The organism is Rhizobacter sp. Root1238, assembly GCF_001425825.1.
Taxonomy (GTDB): domain Bacteria; phylum Pseudomonadota; class Gammaproteobacteria; order Burkholderiales; family Burkholderiaceae_C; genus Rhizobacter.
Map to the genome: position 1 here is coordinate 128,145 of NZ_LMDM01000004.1, position 16,255 is coordinate 144,399.

Sequence of the window (16,255 nt, forward strand, 5' to 3'; positions counted from 1 at the left end):
CGTCGATCCCATCCCTCCGGAGACCGCCATGAAACAGATCACCGCGATCGTGAAGCCGTTCAAGCTCGAGGAAGTCCGCGAAGCCTTGGCCGATGTCGGCGTGACCGGCCTGACGGTGACCGAGGTCAAGGGGTTCGGCCGCCAGAAGGGGCACACCGAGCTGTACCGCGGCGCCGAGTACGTCGTCGACTTCCTGCCGAAGGTGAAGGTCGAGGTCGTGGTCAAGGATGGCGATGTCGACCGCTGCATCGACGCCATCGTCAAGGCCGCGAAGACCGGCAAGATCGGCGACGGCAAGATCTTCGTGACGGCGGTCGAGCAAGTCGTGCGCATCCGCACCGGCGAGACGGACGAAGCGGCCGTCTGAGCAGCCGCTGCACCAAGACAGGGCCCGCCGCGTGCGGGCCTTCTTCATGGCGGCGTCAGATCGCGCTGTAGTCGTCCGGCTGGTGTGCACCACCGGCCAGCGCGGCCAGGCGGGCCAGCAGCGCTGGTGCATCGTCCGATACCTGGAGCAGGTCCATCTGCGCCGTCGACAGGAAGCCGCGCTCCACCGTCTTGCCCAGGAAGGCCAGCAACTCGTCGTAGTAGCCCGCGACATTGAGCAGGCCGATCGGCTGATCGTGGTAGCCCAGCTGGCGCCAGGTCCAGACCTCGAACAGCTCCTCGAAGGTGCCGATGCCGCCCGGCAGCGCGAGGAACGCGCCGGCGCGCTCGGCCATCATCTTCTTGCGTTCATGCATCGTGTCGACCACGTGCAGTTCGGTCAGGCCGGGGTGGCCGAGCTCGCGCGACATCAGCGCATGCGGGATCACGCCGACCGCCGTGCCGCCGGCCGCCAGCGTGGCATCGGCCACCACGCCCATCAGCCCGGCCCGGCCGCCGCCGTAGACCAGCCGCCAGCCGTTGCGGCCGATCAGCGTGCCGACCTGGCGCGCGGCGGCTTCGTAGGCGGGGTCTTCGCCCGCGCGCGATCCGCAGTAGACGCAGACGGAGAAGGGCGCCGCCGTCATGGCGTGAAGCGGTGCCACAGCGCCGCGAGCCAGATGCCGCCGCACAGCATCAGCGACAGGAACACCGCGGCGCTGGCCAGGTCCTTGGCGCGTTTGGAGAGGTCGTGCAGTTCGAACGAGACCCGGTCGACCACCGCCTCGATGCCGGAATTCAGCAGCTCGACGATCAGCACCAGCAGGACCGATCCGGCCAGCAACGCGGTCTCGATCCAGGTGCGGCCGAGCCACAGCGCGGCGGGCAACAGCAAGACGGCGAGCCAGGTTTCCTGGCGGAAGGCGCTCTCGCCGTGGTAGGCCGTTTTCAGGCCTTCGATGGAGTAGCCGGTGGCGCGGATCACGCGTTCCAGACCGGTGCGTCCTTTGTAGGGATTCGTCATGGGCCGCGATTGTGCCCTGAGCCGATGACGGCCCGACGCGCGCTCAGGCCGGCCGGGCGGGAGGAGCCTCGGGCGAAGGGGCATCGACGAGGCGGGTGCCGCACAGCGCGTCATGCCAGAACTGGCGCTGCGGATGCAGCAGCGCGAGCAATGCGTACGCGACGATGCCGACGCCGATCGCGGCGAACATCTCCTTGCCGGCCCAGCCGTTCAGCCGCGCGAGCGCCCAGGCGGGCGCGATCCAGACCCAGCTGGCGAAGTAGCGAGCCAGCGCATGCCACTGCGTCAGCGGCCGCCCGTCGGCGACGACGACGCGGATGCGCCAGGTCTGCATCGGCAGCGTCTGGCCGCGGCGCGACCAGAACCAGGTGAAATACAGGCCGTAGATGATGAAGGCGATATAGCGCAACTCCACGCCGTGCTCATGGCCGGTGATGGCGACGAAGAGCGCGCCGATCGCGCCGGGGATCAGGCCGATGCCGAACAGGATCAGCGCCTCGTAGACGAAGCTGGCCATGCGGCGCTTCAGGCTGGGCGCGCGCAACGGCGCGGCGGCCAGCGCCGGCGTCGAATTCATCGGTGCGGCTTGCCGGAAGGCGGGGCCGAGGCTGCCACCGAGCGGGTCGCGGCGGCCTGCGGTCCGCGCTTGGGCAGCAGCGTCGCGCTGTCGACGAGGCCGGGCGCCGTCGCGATCTTCGGCAGGCCGGTCTGCTGGTGCGCCGGCGGGGTAGGGCGCTTGGAGATCAGGTTGGTGGTCGCTCCCGGCTGCGCTTGTGCGACCGTCGGTGCAACCGCCTTCGGGCGGGCCGCATAGGCGGTGTTCGGAACGATGCTCGACTTGGCTTCCGACGCGTCGCCGTCGGGCTCCCGGCCTGCCTTGGCGGCGGGCGCCTTGTTGCCGGCGCGGTCGGCCAGCTGCTTGCGCTGGTCGGGCGGCAGGGCCTTGTAGGCTTCCCACTGCGACTTGCGGTCCTGCGGCGCGACCTGCTGCGCTTCCTTGAAGTTCAGCCGGGCCTCGGCGCGCTCTTTCGGGGTCAGCTTCGCCCATTCGGCCATGCGCGACTGCACGCGGGCCTGCTCGGCCGGCGGCAAGCTGCCGAAACGCTCCGAGATCTCGATCCACTTGCGGCGGCGCGGTGCATCGATGCTGTTCCAGTCGCGCTGCAGCGGCGTCAATGCATGCTGTTGCGCCGGAGTCAGCGACGACCAGGCGGGACCCGTCCCCGCTGCCGGCGGCGCTTGCTGCGACCACGCCAGGCCTGCGCAGGCCAGCAATGCGCCGGCCAGCAGCGGCACGAAGCGGCGGCGCAGCGCGGTTGCGGCGGGGTCCTTGTCGAGGCGTCGAATCACGAGCGCCTCGTTCAGTCGCGGGGGGTCTTGAGGAATTCCACGAAGCCGGGATCGCTGTAGGCGTCCGGCGGCACGTCGTCGGACAGCAGGCTGGCGTCGATTTCAGCGGCAGCTGAAATCTGCGAGCTGCTGTGCCAGCGCTGGATCAGGATCAGGCCGGCGGCCAGCACGACCAGCGGCAGCACCGAAGCGATCTTGACGCCCCAGCCGCCCAGCAATGCGAGCGACGCGCCGGAGCGGGAGGTCGAGCCGGCGGTTTCGGCTGCCAGCTTCGTGCGGGCACGTTCGAGCGCCTGCTCGCGCGCGAAGCGCAAGCGTTCGGAAATGTCGGGGGAAACGGCCTGCGATTGCTCGGTCAGGCGGGCGGACAGGCGAAGTGCGAAGCGGGTCTGGAGGGCATCCAGTTCGGCGGCGGAGTGCGGTGCTGTCTGCGGTGCTGTCATTTGGCGGCTGTTCATAGTTCGATTCCCTTCGACTTGAGGGCGTTGGCCAGAGCATGCACGGCACGCGAGCAATGGGTCTTCACGCTTCCTTCCGAGCACCCCATCACGGCGGCGGTCTCGGCAACATCGAGTTCTTCCCAGTAACGCAGCAGAAAGGCTTCCCGTTGACGCGTCGGAAGCTGGCTCACCTGCGCCTCGATGGCCAGCAGGATCTGAGCCCGGGAAACCGAATCGGCAGCGCTTTCAGTGGCGGGGGAGTCGTCCTGGACCGCCAGAGTTTCCAGCAAATCGAAATCCCCGTCATCGCTTGCGGATTCGAATTCGGAGAAATTCCGCACCACCGCATTGCGCACCTTCTGGCGCCGGAACCAGTCCATGGTGGCGTTCGACAGGATGCGCTGGAAAACCAGCGGCAGTTCCGCGGCCGGGCGGTCGAAGTATTTCTCGGCCAGCCGGATCATCGAATCCTGGACGATGTCGAGGGCCGCATCGTCATCCCGCACGGCGTACACCACGCGCTTGAAGGCCCGTTTCTCGACGCTCTTGAGGAAATCGGAAAGTTCTTTTTCAGATGCCAAGGGAGATGTGCCTCGGGCCAGCCAGCCTGCCAAAACGGGGCGGATTATCTCACCGCCTCCCGGCAAGACGTCCCTTTCGCCGGAGATCGATGCGAAGCGATGCCATAATCGCCCGTTGCACAACATTTCGGTCTCGACTCAGCTGCCCGACCCCGGGCGTTGCAGTGTTTGACCGCGCAGGTACCACACCCGCCTCACGAGGGCGAGGAAAGGTGCACCGATGGTTTTTCGTCAGAGAAATTCACAAAGGTTCAACATGGACATGTCTGCCGCGGAAATCAAGCGTGCCGCTTCGGCACAACCGCACCCTTCTTCTCCCTCCGCCGAGCCCAACGGCTCCGAAATCCTCGTCCGCTGCCTGCAGGCCGAGAACGTCAAGTTCCTCTGGGGCTACCCCGGCGGCGCCGTCCTCTACATCTACGACGCGCTGTACAAGCAGGACACCATCGAGCACGTGCTGGTCCGCCATGAACAGGCGGCGATCCATGCGGCCGACGGCTATGCCCGCGCCACCGGCAACGTCGGCGTCGCGCTGGTCACGTCGGGTCCGGGGGTCACGAATGCCATCACCGGCATCGCGACCGCCTACATGGATTCGATCCCGATGGTGATCATCACCGGGCAGGTGCCGACGCCGGCGATCGGCCTCGACGCCTTCCAGGAGTGCGACACCGTCGGCATCACCCGCCCGATCGTCAAGCACAACTTCCTCGTGAAGGACGTGCGCGACCTCGCCACCACGCTGAAGAAGGCGTTCCACATCGCCCGCACCGGCCGGCCCGGCCCGGTGGTGGTCGACATTCCGAAGGATGTGTCGCAGAAGACCACCGCGTTTCACTATCCGCAGAGCGTCGAGATGCGCTCGTACAACCCGGTCCGCAAGGGTCACGGCGGGCAGATCCGCAAGGCGGTGCAGTTGCTGCTGGCCGCCAAGAGGCCTTACATCTACACCGGCGGCGGCGTCGTGCTGGGCAACGCGGCCGCCGAGTTGCGCGAGCTGGTCAACCTGCTCGGCTACCCGTGCACCAACACGCTGATGGGCCTGGGCTCGTTCCCGGCCAGCGACCCGAAGTTCCTCGGCATGCTCGGCATGCACGGCACCTACGAAGCCAACATGACGATGCAGAGCTGCGACGTCCTGCTGGCGGTCGGTGCGCGCTTCGATGACCGCGTGATCGGCAATCCGAAGCATTTCGCATCCGTCGAACGCAAGATCGTCCACATCGACATCGACCCGTCGTCGATCTCGAAGCGCGTCAAGGTCGACATCCCGATCGTCGGCGACGTGAAGGATGTGCTGCAGGAGCTGATCGCCCAGGTCCGCGAAGCCCAGGCGCGCCCCGACGTGCAGGCGCTGTCGGCCTGGTGGGGCCAGATCAACGAATGGCGCAAGCGCGAGTGCCTGTCCTACAAGGGCAGCGCCGACGTCATCAAGCCGCAGTCCGTCGTCGAGAAGCTCTGGGAGCTGACGAAGGACCGCGACACCTACATCACGTCCGACGTCGGCCAGCACCAGATGTGGGCCGCGCAGTACTACCGCTTCGACGAGCCGCGCCGCTGGATCAATTCGGGCGGGCTGGGCACGATGGGCGTCGGTTTGCCGTATGCGATGGGCATCAAGCTCGCGAAGCCCGATGCCGATGTGTTCTGCATCACCGGCGAGGGCTCGATCCAGATGTGCATCCAGGAGCTGTCGACCTGCCTGCAGTACAAGACGCCGGTCAAGATCGTCTCGCTGAACAACCGCTACCTCGGCATGGTGCGGCAATGGCAGGAGCTCGATTACGGCGGCCGCTACTCGCACAGCTACATGGACGCGCTGCCGAACTTCGTCAAGCTCGCGGAGGCCTATGGCCACGTCGGCCTGCTGGTCGAGAAGCCATCGGATGTGGAGCCTGCGCTGCGCGAGGCGATCAGGCTGAAGGACCGGACGGTGTTCCTCGACGTTCGCACCGATCCGACCGAGAACGTCTGGCCGATGGTCCAGGCGGGCAAGGGCATCAGCGAAATGCTGCTGGGGTCCGAAGACCTGTGACGTGCCGAACACCGGCCAGGGCGGCGCGTTACCGCGCGCCGTCGACCGCCGGTGGAATGCACGATCGCCGCTTCGGCCATTCACGTTCAACTTTCCATCATCGATACAGCGTGGCCAAGGCCCGTCGGTTACCGCCGCCGGTCTGAAGAGCGCGCTCCAACGACCATGAAACACATCATTGCCTTGTTGCTCGAGAACGAACCGGGTGCGCTGTCGCGCGTCGTCGCGTTGTTCTCCGCCCGCGGGTACAACATCGAGAGCCTGACGGTCGCGCCGACCGAGGATGCCTCGCTGTCTCGCATGACCATCGTGACCACCGGCTCCGACGAGGTGATCGAGCAGATCACCAAGCACCTGAACCGGCTGATCGAGGTGGTCAAGGTCGTCGACCTGACCGAAGGCGCCTTCACCGAACGCGAGCTGATGCTCATCAAGGTGCGTGCCGTCGGCAAGGAACGCGAAGAGATGAAACGGATGGCGGACATCTTCCGCGGCCGCATCATCGACGTCACCGAGAAGAGCTACACGATTGAACTCACTGGCGATGCGTCCAAGCTCGATGCCTTCATCGAAGCGATCGACCGCGGCGCCATCCTCGAAACCGTGCGCACCGGCACCAGCGGGATCGGTCGCGGCGAGCGCATCCTGCGCGTCTGATCGTCTCGATCAATCCAATCACCCCGCAAGACTGAACTGTTTTTTTTGGAGAAGACCATGAAGGTTTATTACGACAAGGATGCTGACCTGAGCCTGGTGAAGGGCAAGAACGTCACGATCATCGGCTACGGTTCGCAAGGCCATGCGCACGCGCAGAACCTGAACGACAGCGGCGTCAAGGTCACCGTCGGCCTGCGCAAGGGCGGGGCTTCGTGGTCCAAGGCCGAGAAGGCCGGCCTGAAGGTCGCCGAGATCGCCGATGCGGTGAAGGCCGCCGACGTCGTCATGATCCTGCTGCCCGACGAGCAGATCGCGTCGGTCTACAAGAACGACGTCGAACCGCACATCAAGCAAGGCGCCTCGCTCGCGTTCGCGCACGGCTTCAACGTGCACTACGGCCAGGTCGTGCCGCGCGCCGACCTCGACGTCTGGATGGTCGCCCCGAAGGCCCCCGGCCACACGGTGCGTTCGACCTACACGCAAGGCGGCGGCGTGCCGCACCTGATCGCCGTCTATGCCGACAAGACCGGCAAGGCGCGCGACCTGGCGCTGTCGTACGCGGCGGCCAACGGCGGCGGCAAGGCCGGCGTGATCGAGACCAACTTCCGCGAAGAGACCGAGACCGACCTGTTCGGCGAGCAGGCCGTGCTGTGCGGTGGCGCCGTCGAGCTGATCAAGGCCGGTTTCGAGACGCTGACCGAAGCCGGCTATGCCCCCGAGATGGCCTACTTCGAGTGCCTGCACGAGCTGAAGCTGATCGTCGACCTGATCTATGAAGGCGGCATCGCCAACATGAACTACTCGATCTCGAACAACGCCGAATACGGCGAGTACGTGACCGGGCCGAAGATCGTGACGGACGAAACCCGCCAGGCCATGCGCCAGGCGCTGAAGGACATCCAGACCGGCGAGTACGCGAAGAGCTTCATCCTCGAGAACCGCGCCGGTGCACCGACGCTGCTGTCGCGCCGCCGCCTGACGGCCGAGCATCCGATCGAAGTCGTCGGCGAGCAGCTGCGCGCGATGATGCCGTGGATCAAGAAGAACCGCCTGGTCGACCAGTCGAAGAACTGAACGGGCCCGAGCGAACCCCGTCGGAGAGGGCTGCACGCCGCGCGCGTGCGGCCCTTTTTCACAGGGGTGCTGCGGTATCCTCCACGCGATGAACATTTCCCCTCGGCCGCCGTGCGGCCCGGACCATGAGTGACGACGTGCACGACGGCGACCAACCCCTGCCCGATGCCGATGAGCTGCCCGTGCGGCGCCGTCGCAAGGGCATCTACATCCTGCCGAACCTGTTCACGCTGGCGGCGCTGTTCGGCGGCTTCTATGCCATCGTGATGGCGATGAACGGCCAGTTCGAGCAGTCGGCGATCGGCATTTTCTGTGCGATGGTGCTCGACAGCCTCGACGGCCGCGTCGCCCGCATGACCAACACGCAGAGTGCCTTCGGCGAGCAGATGGACAGCCTGTCGGACATGGTGTCGTTCGGTGCGGCGCCGGCTTTGATCGTCTACGAATGGGCGCTGAAGGGCCTGGGCAAGCCGGGCTGGATTGCCGCGTTCGTCTACTGCTCGTGCGCGGCACTGCGCCTGGCGCGCTTCAACACCAACCTGAAGGTGGTCGACAAACGGTTCTTCCAGGGGCTCCCGAGTCCCGCTGCGGCAGCGCTGGTGATGGGCTTCATCTGGTTGATGAATGACCAGGGCTTCGTCGTCGACGAGGAGGGCGCCTGGTTGATCTGGACGGCGTTCGGCTTCACGCTGTATGCCGGCCTGACGATGGTGACCAACGTGCCGTTCTACAGCTTCAAGGACGTCAGCTTCAAGCGCTCGGTGCCGTTCATCGTGATCGTCGCGATCGCCCTCGGCATCTCGCTGTTCACCTGGCACCCGCCGCTGGTGTTCTTCGGGCTGTTCGTCATCTACGGCCTCTCGGGCTATGGCGTCTATGCCTGGAAGCGCAAGAAGGGCAAGCCGGTCAGCGTGATCGCCACCTCGATGGACGAGCCCGACGAAGAAGGCCTGCACCGCTGACCGCACGCCGAGGCATGCTACATTCGCACCCCATGACGTTCCGCACCACGATCACGCTAGCGCTATTCCTAGGAGTACCCCGGGTGCGCTGATCGTTCACGTCCATCGTTTTCGTCTCAACGGCCCGATTGCAACCTGCAGCGGGCCGTTTTGCTTTTTGGAGTGCAGGTTGCGCCACACGACTCTCAAGGGATCGCCATGCTGAAGCAACCGAACACCAAGTACCGCGCCTTCCAACCCGTCGCCTTGCCCGACCGCCGCTGGCCGGATGCCGTGCTGGCGCACGCGCCGATCTGGCTCAGCACCGACCTGCGCGATGGCAACCAGGCGCTGATCGAGCCGATGGATGCGCAACGCAAGCTGCGCATGTTCGAGATGCTGCTGCGCATCGGCTTCAAGGAGATCGAGGTCGGCTTTCCGTCGGCCTCTCAGACGGATCTCGATTTCGTGCGGATGCTGATCGAGCAGGACCGCATCCCCGACGACGTGACGATCCAGGTGCTGACGCAGGCCCGCGAGCCGCTGATCCGCCGCACCTTCGAATCGCTGCAGGGCGCGCGCCGCGCGGTGGTCCACCTCTACAACGCGACGGCACCCGGCATGCGCCGCGTCGTGCTCGGCCTCGACGAGGACGGTGTCGTCGAACTCGCGACCGCGCATGCGCGGATGTTCAACGAGTGCGCCGCGGCCCAGCCCGGCACCGACTGGCGCTTCGAGTACTCGCCCGAGACCTTCTCCGACACCGAGCTGCCGTTCGCGAAGCGCGTCGTCGATGCGGTGACGGCGGTGTGGCAGCCGACGCCGCAGCGCAAGTGCATCATCAACCTGCCGACCACCATCGAGCGTTGCACGCCGAACGTGTTCGCCGACATGATCGAGTGGATGCATCGCCACCTCGAGCGGCGCGATTCGATCGTGCTGTCGGTGCATCCGCACAACGACCGCGGCACCGGCACTGCGACCGGCGAACTCGCGCTGATGGCGGGCGCCGAACGGATCGAGGGCTGCCTGTTCGGCAACGGCGAACGCACCGGCAACGTCGACCTCGTCAACATCGCGTTGAACCTGTACACGCAGGGCGTCGCGCCGGGACTCGATTTCTCCGACATCGACGAGGTGCGCCGCTGCGTCGAACACTGCAACCAGCTCCCGGTGCATCCGCGGCATCCGTATGCCGGCGACCTGGTCTACACCTCGTTCTCCGGCTCGCACCAGGACGCGATCAAGAAGGCCTTCGCGCAGCGCCAGCCGACCGACATGTGGGACGTGCCGTACCTGCCGATCGACCCCGCCGATCTCGGGCGCAGCTACGACGCGGTGATCCGCGTCAACAGCCAGTCGGGCAAGGGCGGGGTGTCGTACCTGCTCGAGACCGAGTACGGCGTGGAGATGCCGCGCCGCCTGCAGATCGAATTCAGTGGCGTGGTCCAGCGCGTGATGGACGACAGCGGCAAGGAGCAGACGGCGGCCGACCTGTGGGCCGTCTTCTGCGGCGAGTACGGCATCGACGAAGGCGACGTGCGCTCCCACCTGCCCGCGATCACGGCGCAGGCCGACGGCTCGGTTCACCTGCATGGCGCGGTCCGCCTGGGTGACCGCGAGCTGGTGCTGGATGCCGATGGCGCCGGGCCGATCGATGCATTCGTCAACGCGCTCAACGCGCACCTGGCCGCGACGGTGCGGGTGCTCGACTACCACGAGCATGCGATCGCCAGCGGCGCCGACGCACGCGCTGCCGCCTACCTGGAGCTTCGCGTCGGCGATGCAGCGACGCTGTTCGGTGTCGGCATCGATGCCAACATCGTCTCCGCGTCGTTGAAGGCCATCGTCTCAGGACTGCAGCGCGCGCTGCGTCGCGGCGAACTCGCGTTCAAGGCCGCCGAGCTCGCCTAAGATCCGTGCAGACCACCAGAACCGAGGAGTCCCCATGACCGACAAACTGATCATCTTCGACACCACCTTGCGCGACGGCGAGCAATCGCCCGGCGCCTCGATGACCAAGGACGAGAAACTGCGAATCGCCCGGCAGCTCGAGCGCCTGAAGGTCGACGTGATCGAGGCCGGCTTTGCGGCGGCGTCGAATGGCGACTTCGAAGCGGTGAAGGCGATCGCCCAAGCGGTGAAGGACAGCACCATTTGCTCGCTGGCGCGTGCGAACGACCGCGACATCGCACGTGCCGCCGAGGCACTGAAGGGCGGCAACTCGACGCGCATCCACCTGTTCCTCGCGACCAGCGCGCTGCACATGGAGAAGAAGTTGCGCATGACGCCGGACCAGGTGTTCGAGCAGGCGCGGCTGTCGACGCGCTTCGCGCGCAACCTGAGCGGCGACGTCGAGTTCTCGCCGGAAGACGGCTACCGATCCGACCCCGATTTCCTGTGCCGCGTGCTCGAGGCGGTGATCGCCGAAGGCGCGACGACGATCAACATCCCCGACACCGTCGGCTATGCGATCCCCGAGCTGTACGGCAACTTCATCCTGGACCTGCGCCAGCGGATCCCGAACGCCGACAAGGCGGTGTGGTCGGTGCATTGCCACAACGACCTCGGCATGGCGGTTGCCAATTCGCTGGCGGGCGTGAAGATCGGCGGCGCGCGGCAGATCGAGTGCACGATCAACGGCCTGGGCGAGCGTGCCGGCAACTGCTCGCTCGAAGAGGTCGTGATGGCGGTGAAGACGCGGCGCGACTATTTCGGCCTCGACCTCGGCATCGATGCGAGCCAGATCGTGCCCGCTTCCCGGCTGGTGTCGCAGACGACCGGCTTCGTCGTGCAGCCGAACAAGGCGGTGGTCGGCGCCAATGCCTTCGCGCATGCGTCCGGCATCCACCAGGACGGCGTGCTGAAGGCACGCGACACCTACGAGATCATGCGGGCCGAAGACGTGGGCTGGTCGGCCAACAAGATCGTGCTGGGCAAGCTGTCGGGGCGCAACGCCTTCAAGCAACGCCTGCAGGAACTCGGCATCGCGATGGAGTCCGAGGCCGACATCAACGCCGCGTTCGCGAAGTTCAAGGAACTGGCCGACCGCAAGAGCGACATCTTCGACGAGGACATCCTCGCGCTGGTGATGGACGAGGCGGTGATGGCCGAGAGCGAGCATTACCGCTTGCTCGCGTTGTCGCAGCATTCCGAGATGGGCGAGCGGCCGCACGCCACGATCGCCTTTTCGGCCGGCGGCGTCGAGCACCATGCCGAAAGCGACGGCAACGGCCCGGTCGATGCCAGTTTGAAGGCCATCGAATCCAAGCTGCAAAGTGGCGCCGAAATGCTCCTCTATTCGGTCAATGCCATCACCTCGGGAAGCACAGAATCTCAAGGTGAGGTGACGGTTCGACTGCAGCATGGTGGCCGCGTCGTCAACGGAGTCGGGTCTGATCCGGACATCGTGGTGGCTTCGGCCAAGGCCTACCTCGCGGCCATGAACAAGCTGCACAGCAAGAGCGAGCGCGTCGCCGCCCAGGGATAAGTCGATCTGATGACTTTGTCACAGACCTGACAGACCCTAAGGTATAGAAGGAGAAAGGGCGCGTAAGTTTTTGATCTTGCGCGCTTTTTTTCTTTCACCTACACTCGCGCCAGCGGCTGTCAAGGGGTTGTTGTGGCAAAAATGATGCAAGTTTCGGTATCGGCGATGATTCGCGGTCTGGTCACGTTGATCACGGCAGTTGCACTCCCGTTGGCCGCAGTAGCCGCTGACGGCACCGCCAAACCCACCAAGCGCAAGGTCGCTGCCAGCGCCAAGGCCTCGTCGGTCAAGTCCAAGAGCGTTCGCAGCAAGCGGGTCCGCACCGTCGCCTTCGTGCCGGCCCGCCCGTCGTTCGGACAGATCGCCGGCCTGCACACCACCATCGATCCGCTCGAACTGAAATCCAGCGTGGCCCTGGTGATGGACCAGGACACCAATGAAGTGCTGTTCAGCAAGAACTCCGCCGCCGTGCTGCCGATCGCGTCGCTGACCAAGCTGATGACGGCGGTCGTCGTCACCGATGCCCAGCTGCCGCTGGATGAAACCCTGACGATCACGCAGGACGATGTCGACACCGAGAAGGGCAGCCGCTCGCGCCTGACGGTCGGCACCCAGCTGACGCGCGAAGAGATGCTTCACCTGGCGCTGATGTCGTCCGAGAACCGCGCGGCCCATGCGCTCGGGCGCCACTATCCGGGCGGACTCGATGCTTTCGTCGCCGCGATGAACCGCAAGGCGGTCGAACTCGGCATGAACGACACGCACTACGTCGAGCCGACCGGGCTGTCCAGCCGCAACCAGTCGAGCGCGCACGACCTGGCGTCGCTCGTCAAGGAAGCGAGCACGCGTCCGTTGATCAGCGAGCTGTCGACCTCGCCGGAATACCAGGTGATGGTCGGTCGGCGCATGCAGGCTTTCCACACCACCAACGGCCTGGTGCGCAGCCCCGAATGGGACATCGGCATCCAGAAGACCGGCTACATCTCCGAAGCCGGTCGCTGCCTGGTGATGCAGGCCAAGCTGGCCGGTCGCAAGCTGATCATGGTGTTCCTGGATTCGGCCGGCAAGTATTCGCGGATCGGCGACGCGGAGCGCGTTCGCCGCTGGGTGAACCAGCTGGCACCGGTTCCGGCGGTGGTGGCTCCGGCCATGGCACCGGCCACCACGGTGGTCCATGAGGCGCCGAAGCTGACGTCCTGAACGCCGCCTCCTGCGGATGAAAAAGAGCCCGGTCACGCCGGGCTCTTTGCATTTCAGCTGCGATGCCCGAGCGCCGACGAGATCTGCGACGCGGTGGCCTTCAGCCGCTCGAGCCAGGCTTCTTCGAGCCGGTCCGCCGGTGCCGAGATCGACAGCCCCGCGACCAGCTTCCCCTGGTCGTCCAGAATGCCGGCGGCCATGCAGCGCACGCCCAGTTCCAGCTCCTCGTCGTCGCGCGCCGTGCCGTACTGCAGCACCTTCGACAGCTCGCGCTCCAGCGTGCCGACCTCGGTGATGCTGTTGCGAGTGTGCCCGGCGAGGCCGGTGCGGGTCGCATAGGCCCGCACGCGTTGCGGATCGTCATGCGCGAGGAACAGCTTGCCGACCGAGGTCAGGTGCAGCGGGGCCCGGCCGCCGACTGCGCGGACCACCTGCATGCCGGAGCGTTCGCTGTAGGTTCGTTCGATGTAGACGATTTCGTCGCCCTGGCGCATCGACAGGTTCACCGGCTGGTGCGTCAGCTTGTGCAGCTCGCGCATCGGGCCGAGCGCGGCGTCGCGCACGTCCAGGCGGGCCTTCACCAGGTTGCCCAGTTCCAGCAGCCGCATGCCGAGGCGGTAGCTGCCGGCCTCGGGCCGGTCGACATAGCGGCCGACCGTCAGGTCGTTGAGGATGCGGTGCGCGGTCGACGGGTGCAGCCCCGTCTGTTCGCTGATCACCTTCAGCGAGATCGGATCCTGGTGGGACGCCAGCAGGTCCAGCAGCGAAAACATGCGCTCCAGCACCTGGATCGCCGGCGTCTGGCCCTCTTTGCTTTTCATCGCGGCACTCTCATTCAGTTGCCCGCCATTTTGCATGGCGAAAACTGACTTGACCAGCGCCTTGCCCTTCAGCGGCCTTTCCAGTGGGTGCGGGCGGCGATCCACAGTTTGCGGATCGGCGTCAGCGACACGCGCTGGTGCAGCACCTGGAAGCCGCCGGCCTCGATCTCGCGCAACAGCGTGCGGTAGATGTTGGCCATCATCAGCCCCGGCTTCTGGGTCACGCGGTCCGCGTCGGGCAGCAGCGCGAACGCCTCGTCGTAGCAGCGGTGCGCCCGTTCGGACTGGAAGCGCATCAGCGCGGTGAACCGTTCGCTGTAGCCCCAGGGCGCGTTGCGCTTCAGCAGCTCGTGGGCTTTCACGTCGAACTGTTGCAGTTCGGAAATCGGCAGGTAGATGCGGCCGCGGCGCGCGTCGTCGCCGACGTCGCGGATGATGTTGGTCAACTGCATCGCCAACCCCAGCCTGTGGGCGTACTGCAGCGTCTGGTCGCTGCTGCGCCCGAAGATGCTGGCCGCGACCTCGCCGACGATGCCGGCCACCAGGTGGCAATAGCGCTGCAGCCCGGGGTAGTCGAGGTAGCGCGACTGCTCCAGATCCATCTGGCAACCCTCGATCACCGCGTTGAGGTGCTCGGCGCGGATGCCGAACTCGGCGGTGTGCGGCATCAAGGCCTGCATCACCGGGTGGCTGGCCTGCCCGGCGAACGCGCTGGCCACCTCCTTGCGCCACCATGCGAGCTTGGTGGCAGCGACCCCTGGGTCCTGCACCTCGTCGACGACGTCGTCCACCTCGCGGCAGAAGGCGTAGAACGCGGTGATCGCCGCACGGCGCGGCGGTGGCAGGAACAAGAAGGCGTAGTAGAAGCTCGAGCCGCTCTTGGCGGCCTTGTCCTGCACGTATTGCTGGGGCGTCATCGTCGGTCGTGATCAATTCAGCGCGCATTGTCGCTGTGTCCGCTCCGGCCGCTGATGACGCGTCGAAAGATGCCAGCGACGGTTTGACACCTGGGATTCACCCGAATACATTACTGACCGGTCAGTCAGTTGTACCGTAACTGACGTACCCCCCGATTCCAATTTTCCCGCCCCCGTCCACCGCCTCGAAGAGGATTCCGATGCGATCCACGCTGTTCATTGCCTTGGCCGGTTCGGCCGTCCTGGCTGCCTGCTCGAAGACCGAACCCGCCGCCGAGCCGGTGCGTGCGGTTCGCACCCTGACGATCACCAACGGAGCGGCGGGCGGCACCCGCGAGTACGCGGCCGAGATCAAGGCGCGCACCGAATCGAAGCTCGGCTTCCGGGTCGGCGGCAAGATCACGCGCCGCTCGGCGAACGTGGGCGACACCGTCAAGGCGGGCCAGGTGCTGGCCCAGCTCGATCCGCAGGACCTGAAGCTCGCACAGGAATCCGCGCGCGCGGCGCTCGCCGCGGCGCAGACCAACCTCGAGCTCGCGAACGCCGACTACAAGCGCTACAAGGACCTGCGCGACCAGGGCTTCATCAGCTCGGCCGAGCTGGAACGCCGCGACACCGCGCTGAAATCGGCGCAGGCGCAGTTCGACCAGGCGCGTGCGCAGGCCGGCGTGCAGGGCAACCAGGCGGCCTACGCGGCGCTGGTGGCCGATGCGAACGGTGTGATCACCGGCGTCGACGCCGAACCCGGCATGGTGGTGGCGGCCGGCACGCCAGTCGTGCGCCTGGCGCAGGACGGCCCGCGCGACGTGGTGTTCTCGGTGCCCGAGGACCACGTCGGCGACCTGCGGGCGCTGGCCCGCAAGCCCGGCGCGCTGAAGGTGCGCCTGTGGGGCAGCAACGAGGCGGTGTCCGCCTCGATCCGCGAGGTGGCCGCGGCGGCCGATGCCGCGACCCGCACGTTCCAGATCAAGGCCGACATCGGCGAGCTGCCGGCCCGCCTGGGCCAGACCGCCACCGTGCTGATCGAGCTGCCGCAGCAATCGGGCGTCGTGCGCCTGCCGCTGTCGGCCGTGACCGAGCTGCAGGGCCGCACGTCGGTGTGGCTGGTCGACAAGAATGCCCAGGGCGTGCTCAGCGTCAAGGCGCAGCCGATCCAGGTGGGTGGGGCCGATGGCAACACCGTGGTGGTGGCCGGCGGCCTCGCGCCGGGGCAGGTGGTGGTGACCGCCGGCGTGCACGTGCTGTCGCCCGGCCAGCAGGTGAAGATGTACGTCGAGCCGACCGCGCAGAACGGCAACCCGGCTGCGATGGCGCCCGCCAGCGCGGCGTCCCGCTAAGCCCCCGTGTCCGAGGCACCGC

The 16,255-nt window shown here is 66.5% G+C and carries 17 protein-coding genes; 9 read left to right on the plus strand and 8 right to left on the minus strand.

The window, feature by feature from the left end; genetic code table 11:
* The first annotated feature begins 28 nt into the window (after positions 1–28).
* Positions 29–367 carry a P-II family nitrogen regulator gene (locus tag ASC98_RS05335; protein ID WP_047511820.1) on the plus strand — a complete coding sequence of 113 codons (339 nt, stop codon included), beginning with the start codon at positions 29–31 and terminating at the stop codon, positions 365–367.
* 55 nt (positions 368–422) lie between these two features.
* Here ASC98_RS05335 and ASC98_RS05340 read toward each other — a convergent pair whose 3' ends face one another.
* The 6 genes from ASC98_RS05340 to ASC98_RS05365 are packed head-to-tail and all read right to left on the minus strand — an operon-like array spanning position 423 to position 3,761.
* Positions 423–1,013: a TIGR00730 family Rossman fold protein gene (locus ASC98_RS05340; RefSeq protein WP_056808468.1), complete on the minus strand. Its 591-nt coding sequence runs from the start codon at positions 1,011–1,013 to the stop codon at positions 423–425.
* A complete protein-coding gene (locus ASC98_RS05345; RefSeq protein WP_056808471.1) occupies positions 1,010–1,390 on the minus strand; it encodes a diacylglycerol kinase in 381 nt (126 codons plus the stop codon). The genes ASC98_RS05340 and ASC98_RS05345 overlap by 4 nt, the downstream gene beginning before the upstream one ends.
* 43 nt (positions 1,391–1,433) lie before the next feature.
* The gene (locus tag ASC98_RS05350; protein WP_056808473.1) at positions 1,434–1,967 is read right to left on the minus strand and encodes an RDD family protein; all 534 of its coding nucleotides are present in this window, start codon (positions 1,965–1,967) and stop codon (positions 1,434–1,436) included.
* Entirely contained in the window at positions 1,964–2,740 is a 777-nt protein-coding gene (locus ASC98_RS05355; protein ID WP_235581180.1) for a DUF3106 domain-containing protein, read from the minus strand. The genes ASC98_RS05350 and ASC98_RS05355 overlap by 4 nt, the downstream gene beginning before the upstream one ends.
* 11 nt (positions 2,741–2,751) lie before the next feature.
* Entirely contained in the window at positions 2,752–3,183 is a 432-nt protein-coding gene (locus ASC98_RS05360; protein ID WP_056809189.1) for a DUF3619 family protein, read from the minus strand.
* Between the two features lie 11 nt (positions 3,184–3,194).
* Positions 3,195–3,761 (minus strand): RNA polymerase sigma factor, encoded by a 567-nt coding sequence (locus ASC98_RS05365; RefSeq protein WP_056808476.1) that lies wholly within the window; start codon positions 3,759–3,761, stop codon positions 3,195–3,197.
* A 256-nt stretch (positions 3,762–4,017) separates the two neighbouring features.
* On the opposite strand from ASC98_RS05365, the gene ASC98_RS05370 reads away from it, so the two are divergent.
* The 7 genes from ASC98_RS05370 (at position 4,018) to pbpG (ending at position 13,158) form a co-directional block, all read left to right on the plus strand.
* Positions 4,018–5,796, plus strand: coding sequence for an acetolactate synthase 3 catalytic subunit (locus ASC98_RS05370; RefSeq protein ID WP_056808478.1), 1,779 nt, complete (start codon positions 4,018–4,020; stop codon positions 5,794–5,796).
* Between the two features lie 165 nt (positions 5,797–5,961).
* Positions 5,962–6,453 carry an acetolactate synthase small subunit gene (ilvN, locus tag ASC98_RS05375; RefSeq protein ID WP_056808480.1) on the plus strand — a complete coding sequence of 164 codons (492 nt, stop codon included), beginning with the start codon at positions 5,962–5,964 and terminating at the stop codon, positions 6,451–6,453.
* 57 nt (positions 6,454–6,510) lie between these two features.
* Positions 6,511–7,527: a ketol-acid reductoisomerase gene (ilvC, locus tag ASC98_RS05380; protein ID WP_047511841.1), complete on the plus strand. Its 1,017-nt coding sequence runs from the start codon at positions 6,511–6,513 to the stop codon at positions 7,525–7,527.
* Positions 7,528–7,664: 137 nt separating this feature from the next.
* Positions 7,665–8,489: a CDP-diacylglycerol--serine O-phosphatidyltransferase gene (gene pssA, locus ASC98_RS05385; RefSeq protein WP_056809191.1), complete on the plus strand. Its 825-nt coding sequence runs from the start codon at positions 7,665–7,667 to the stop codon at positions 8,487–8,489.
* Positions 8,490–8,687: 198 nt separating this feature from the next.
* The gene (gene leuA / locus ASC98_RS05390) at positions 8,688–10,382 is read left to right on the plus strand and encodes a 2-isopropylmalate synthase (protein WP_056808482.1); all 1,695 of its coding nucleotides are present in this window, start codon (positions 8,688–8,690) and stop codon (positions 10,380–10,382) included.
* Between the two features lie 34 nt (positions 10,383–10,416).
* Positions 10,417–11,958, plus strand: coding sequence for a 2-isopropylmalate synthase (locus ASC98_RS05395; protein WP_056808484.1), 1,542 nt, complete (start codon positions 10,417–10,419; stop codon positions 11,956–11,958).
* A gap of 165 nt (positions 11,959–12,123) precedes the next feature.
* Positions 12,124–13,158 carry a D-alanyl-D-alanine endopeptidase gene (gene pbpG / locus ASC98_RS05400; protein WP_369820444.1) on the plus strand — a complete coding sequence of 345 codons (1,035 nt, stop codon included), beginning with the start codon at positions 12,124–12,126 and terminating at the stop codon, positions 13,156–13,158.
* A gap of 53 nt (positions 13,159–13,211) precedes the next feature.
* Here pbpG and ASC98_RS05405 read toward each other — a convergent pair whose 3' ends face one another.
* Together ASC98_RS05405 and hpnD are read right to left on the minus strand one after the other, a co-directional pair.
* Positions 13,212–13,979, minus strand: a complete 768-nt coding sequence (locus ASC98_RS05405; RefSeq protein WP_056808487.1) for an IclR family transcriptional regulator — start codon at positions 13,977–13,979, stop codon at positions 13,212–13,214.
* Positions 13,980–14,047: 68 nt separating this feature from the next.
* The gene (gene hpnD / locus ASC98_RS05410; RefSeq protein ID WP_056808489.1) at positions 14,048–14,896 is read right to left on the minus strand and encodes a presqualene diphosphate synthase HpnD; all 849 of its coding nucleotides are present in this window, start codon (positions 14,894–14,896) and stop codon (positions 14,048–14,050) included.
* Between the two features lie 200 nt (positions 14,897–15,096).
* Between hpnD and ASC98_RS05415 the strand changes: the two genes are divergently transcribed.
* Complete coding sequence (locus ASC98_RS05415; RefSeq protein ID WP_056808491.1) at positions 15,097–16,233, plus strand: efflux RND transporter periplasmic adaptor subunit; 1,137 nt, start codon at positions 15,097–15,099, stop codon at positions 16,231–16,233.
* The last annotated feature ends 22 nt before the right edge of the window (positions 16,234–16,255 follow it).

Excerpts from the sequence above, each read along its gene's own strand:
- pbpG (WP_369820444.1), top strand. The coding sequence starts at position 12,124 with ATGATTCGCGGTCTGGTCACGTTGATCACGGCAGTTGCACTCCCGTTG.
- ASC98_RS05405 (WP_056808487.1), bottom strand. The coding sequence starts at position 13,979 with ATGAAAAGCAAAGAGGGCCAGACGCCGGCGATCCAGGTGCTGGAGCGC.
- ASC98_RS05340 (WP_056808468.1), bottom strand. The coding sequence starts at position 1,013 with ATGACGGCGGCGCCCTTCTCCGTCTGCGTCTACTGCGGATCGCGCGCG.
- ASC98_RS05415 (WP_056808491.1), top strand. The coding sequence starts at position 15,097 with ATGCGATCCACGCTGTTCATTGCCTTGGCCGGTTCGGCCGTCCTGGCT.
- leuA (WP_056808482.1), top strand. The coding sequence starts at position 8,688 with ATGCTGAAGCAACCGAACACCAAGTACCGCGCCTTCCAACCCGTCGCC.
- ASC98_RS05350 (WP_056808473.1), bottom strand. The coding sequence starts at position 1,967 with ATGAATTCGACGCCGGCGCTGGCCGCCGCGCCGTTGCGCGCGCCCAGC.
- ASC98_RS05335 (WP_047511820.1), top strand. The coding sequence starts at position 29 with ATGAAACAGATCACCGCGATCGTGAAGCCGTTCAAGCTCGAGGAAGTC.
- hpnD (WP_056808489.1), bottom strand. The coding sequence starts at position 14,896 with ATGACGCCCCAGCAATACGTGCAGGACAAGGCCGCCAAGAGCGGCTCG.
- ASC98_RS05370 (WP_056808478.1), top strand. The coding sequence starts at position 4,018 with ATGGACATGTCTGCCGCGGAAATCAAGCGTGCCGCTTCGGCACAACCG.
- ASC98_RS05345 (WP_056808471.1), bottom strand. The coding sequence starts at position 1,390 with ATGACGAATCCCTACAAAGGACGCACCGGTCTGGAACGCGTGATCCGC.
- ilvN (WP_056808480.1), top strand. The coding sequence starts at position 5,962 with ATGAAACACATCATTGCCTTGTTGCTCGAGAACGAACCGGGTGCGCTG.
- ilvC (WP_047511841.1), top strand. The coding sequence starts at position 6,511 with ATGAAGGTTTATTACGACAAGGATGCTGACCTGAGCCTGGTGAAGGGC.
- ASC98_RS05360 (WP_056809189.1), bottom strand. The coding sequence starts at position 3,183 with ATGACAGCACCGCAGACAGCACCGCACTCCGCCGCCGAACTGGATGCC.
- ASC98_RS05395 (WP_056808484.1), top strand. The coding sequence starts at position 10,417 with ATGACCGACAAACTGATCATCTTCGACACCACCTTGCGCGACGGCGAG.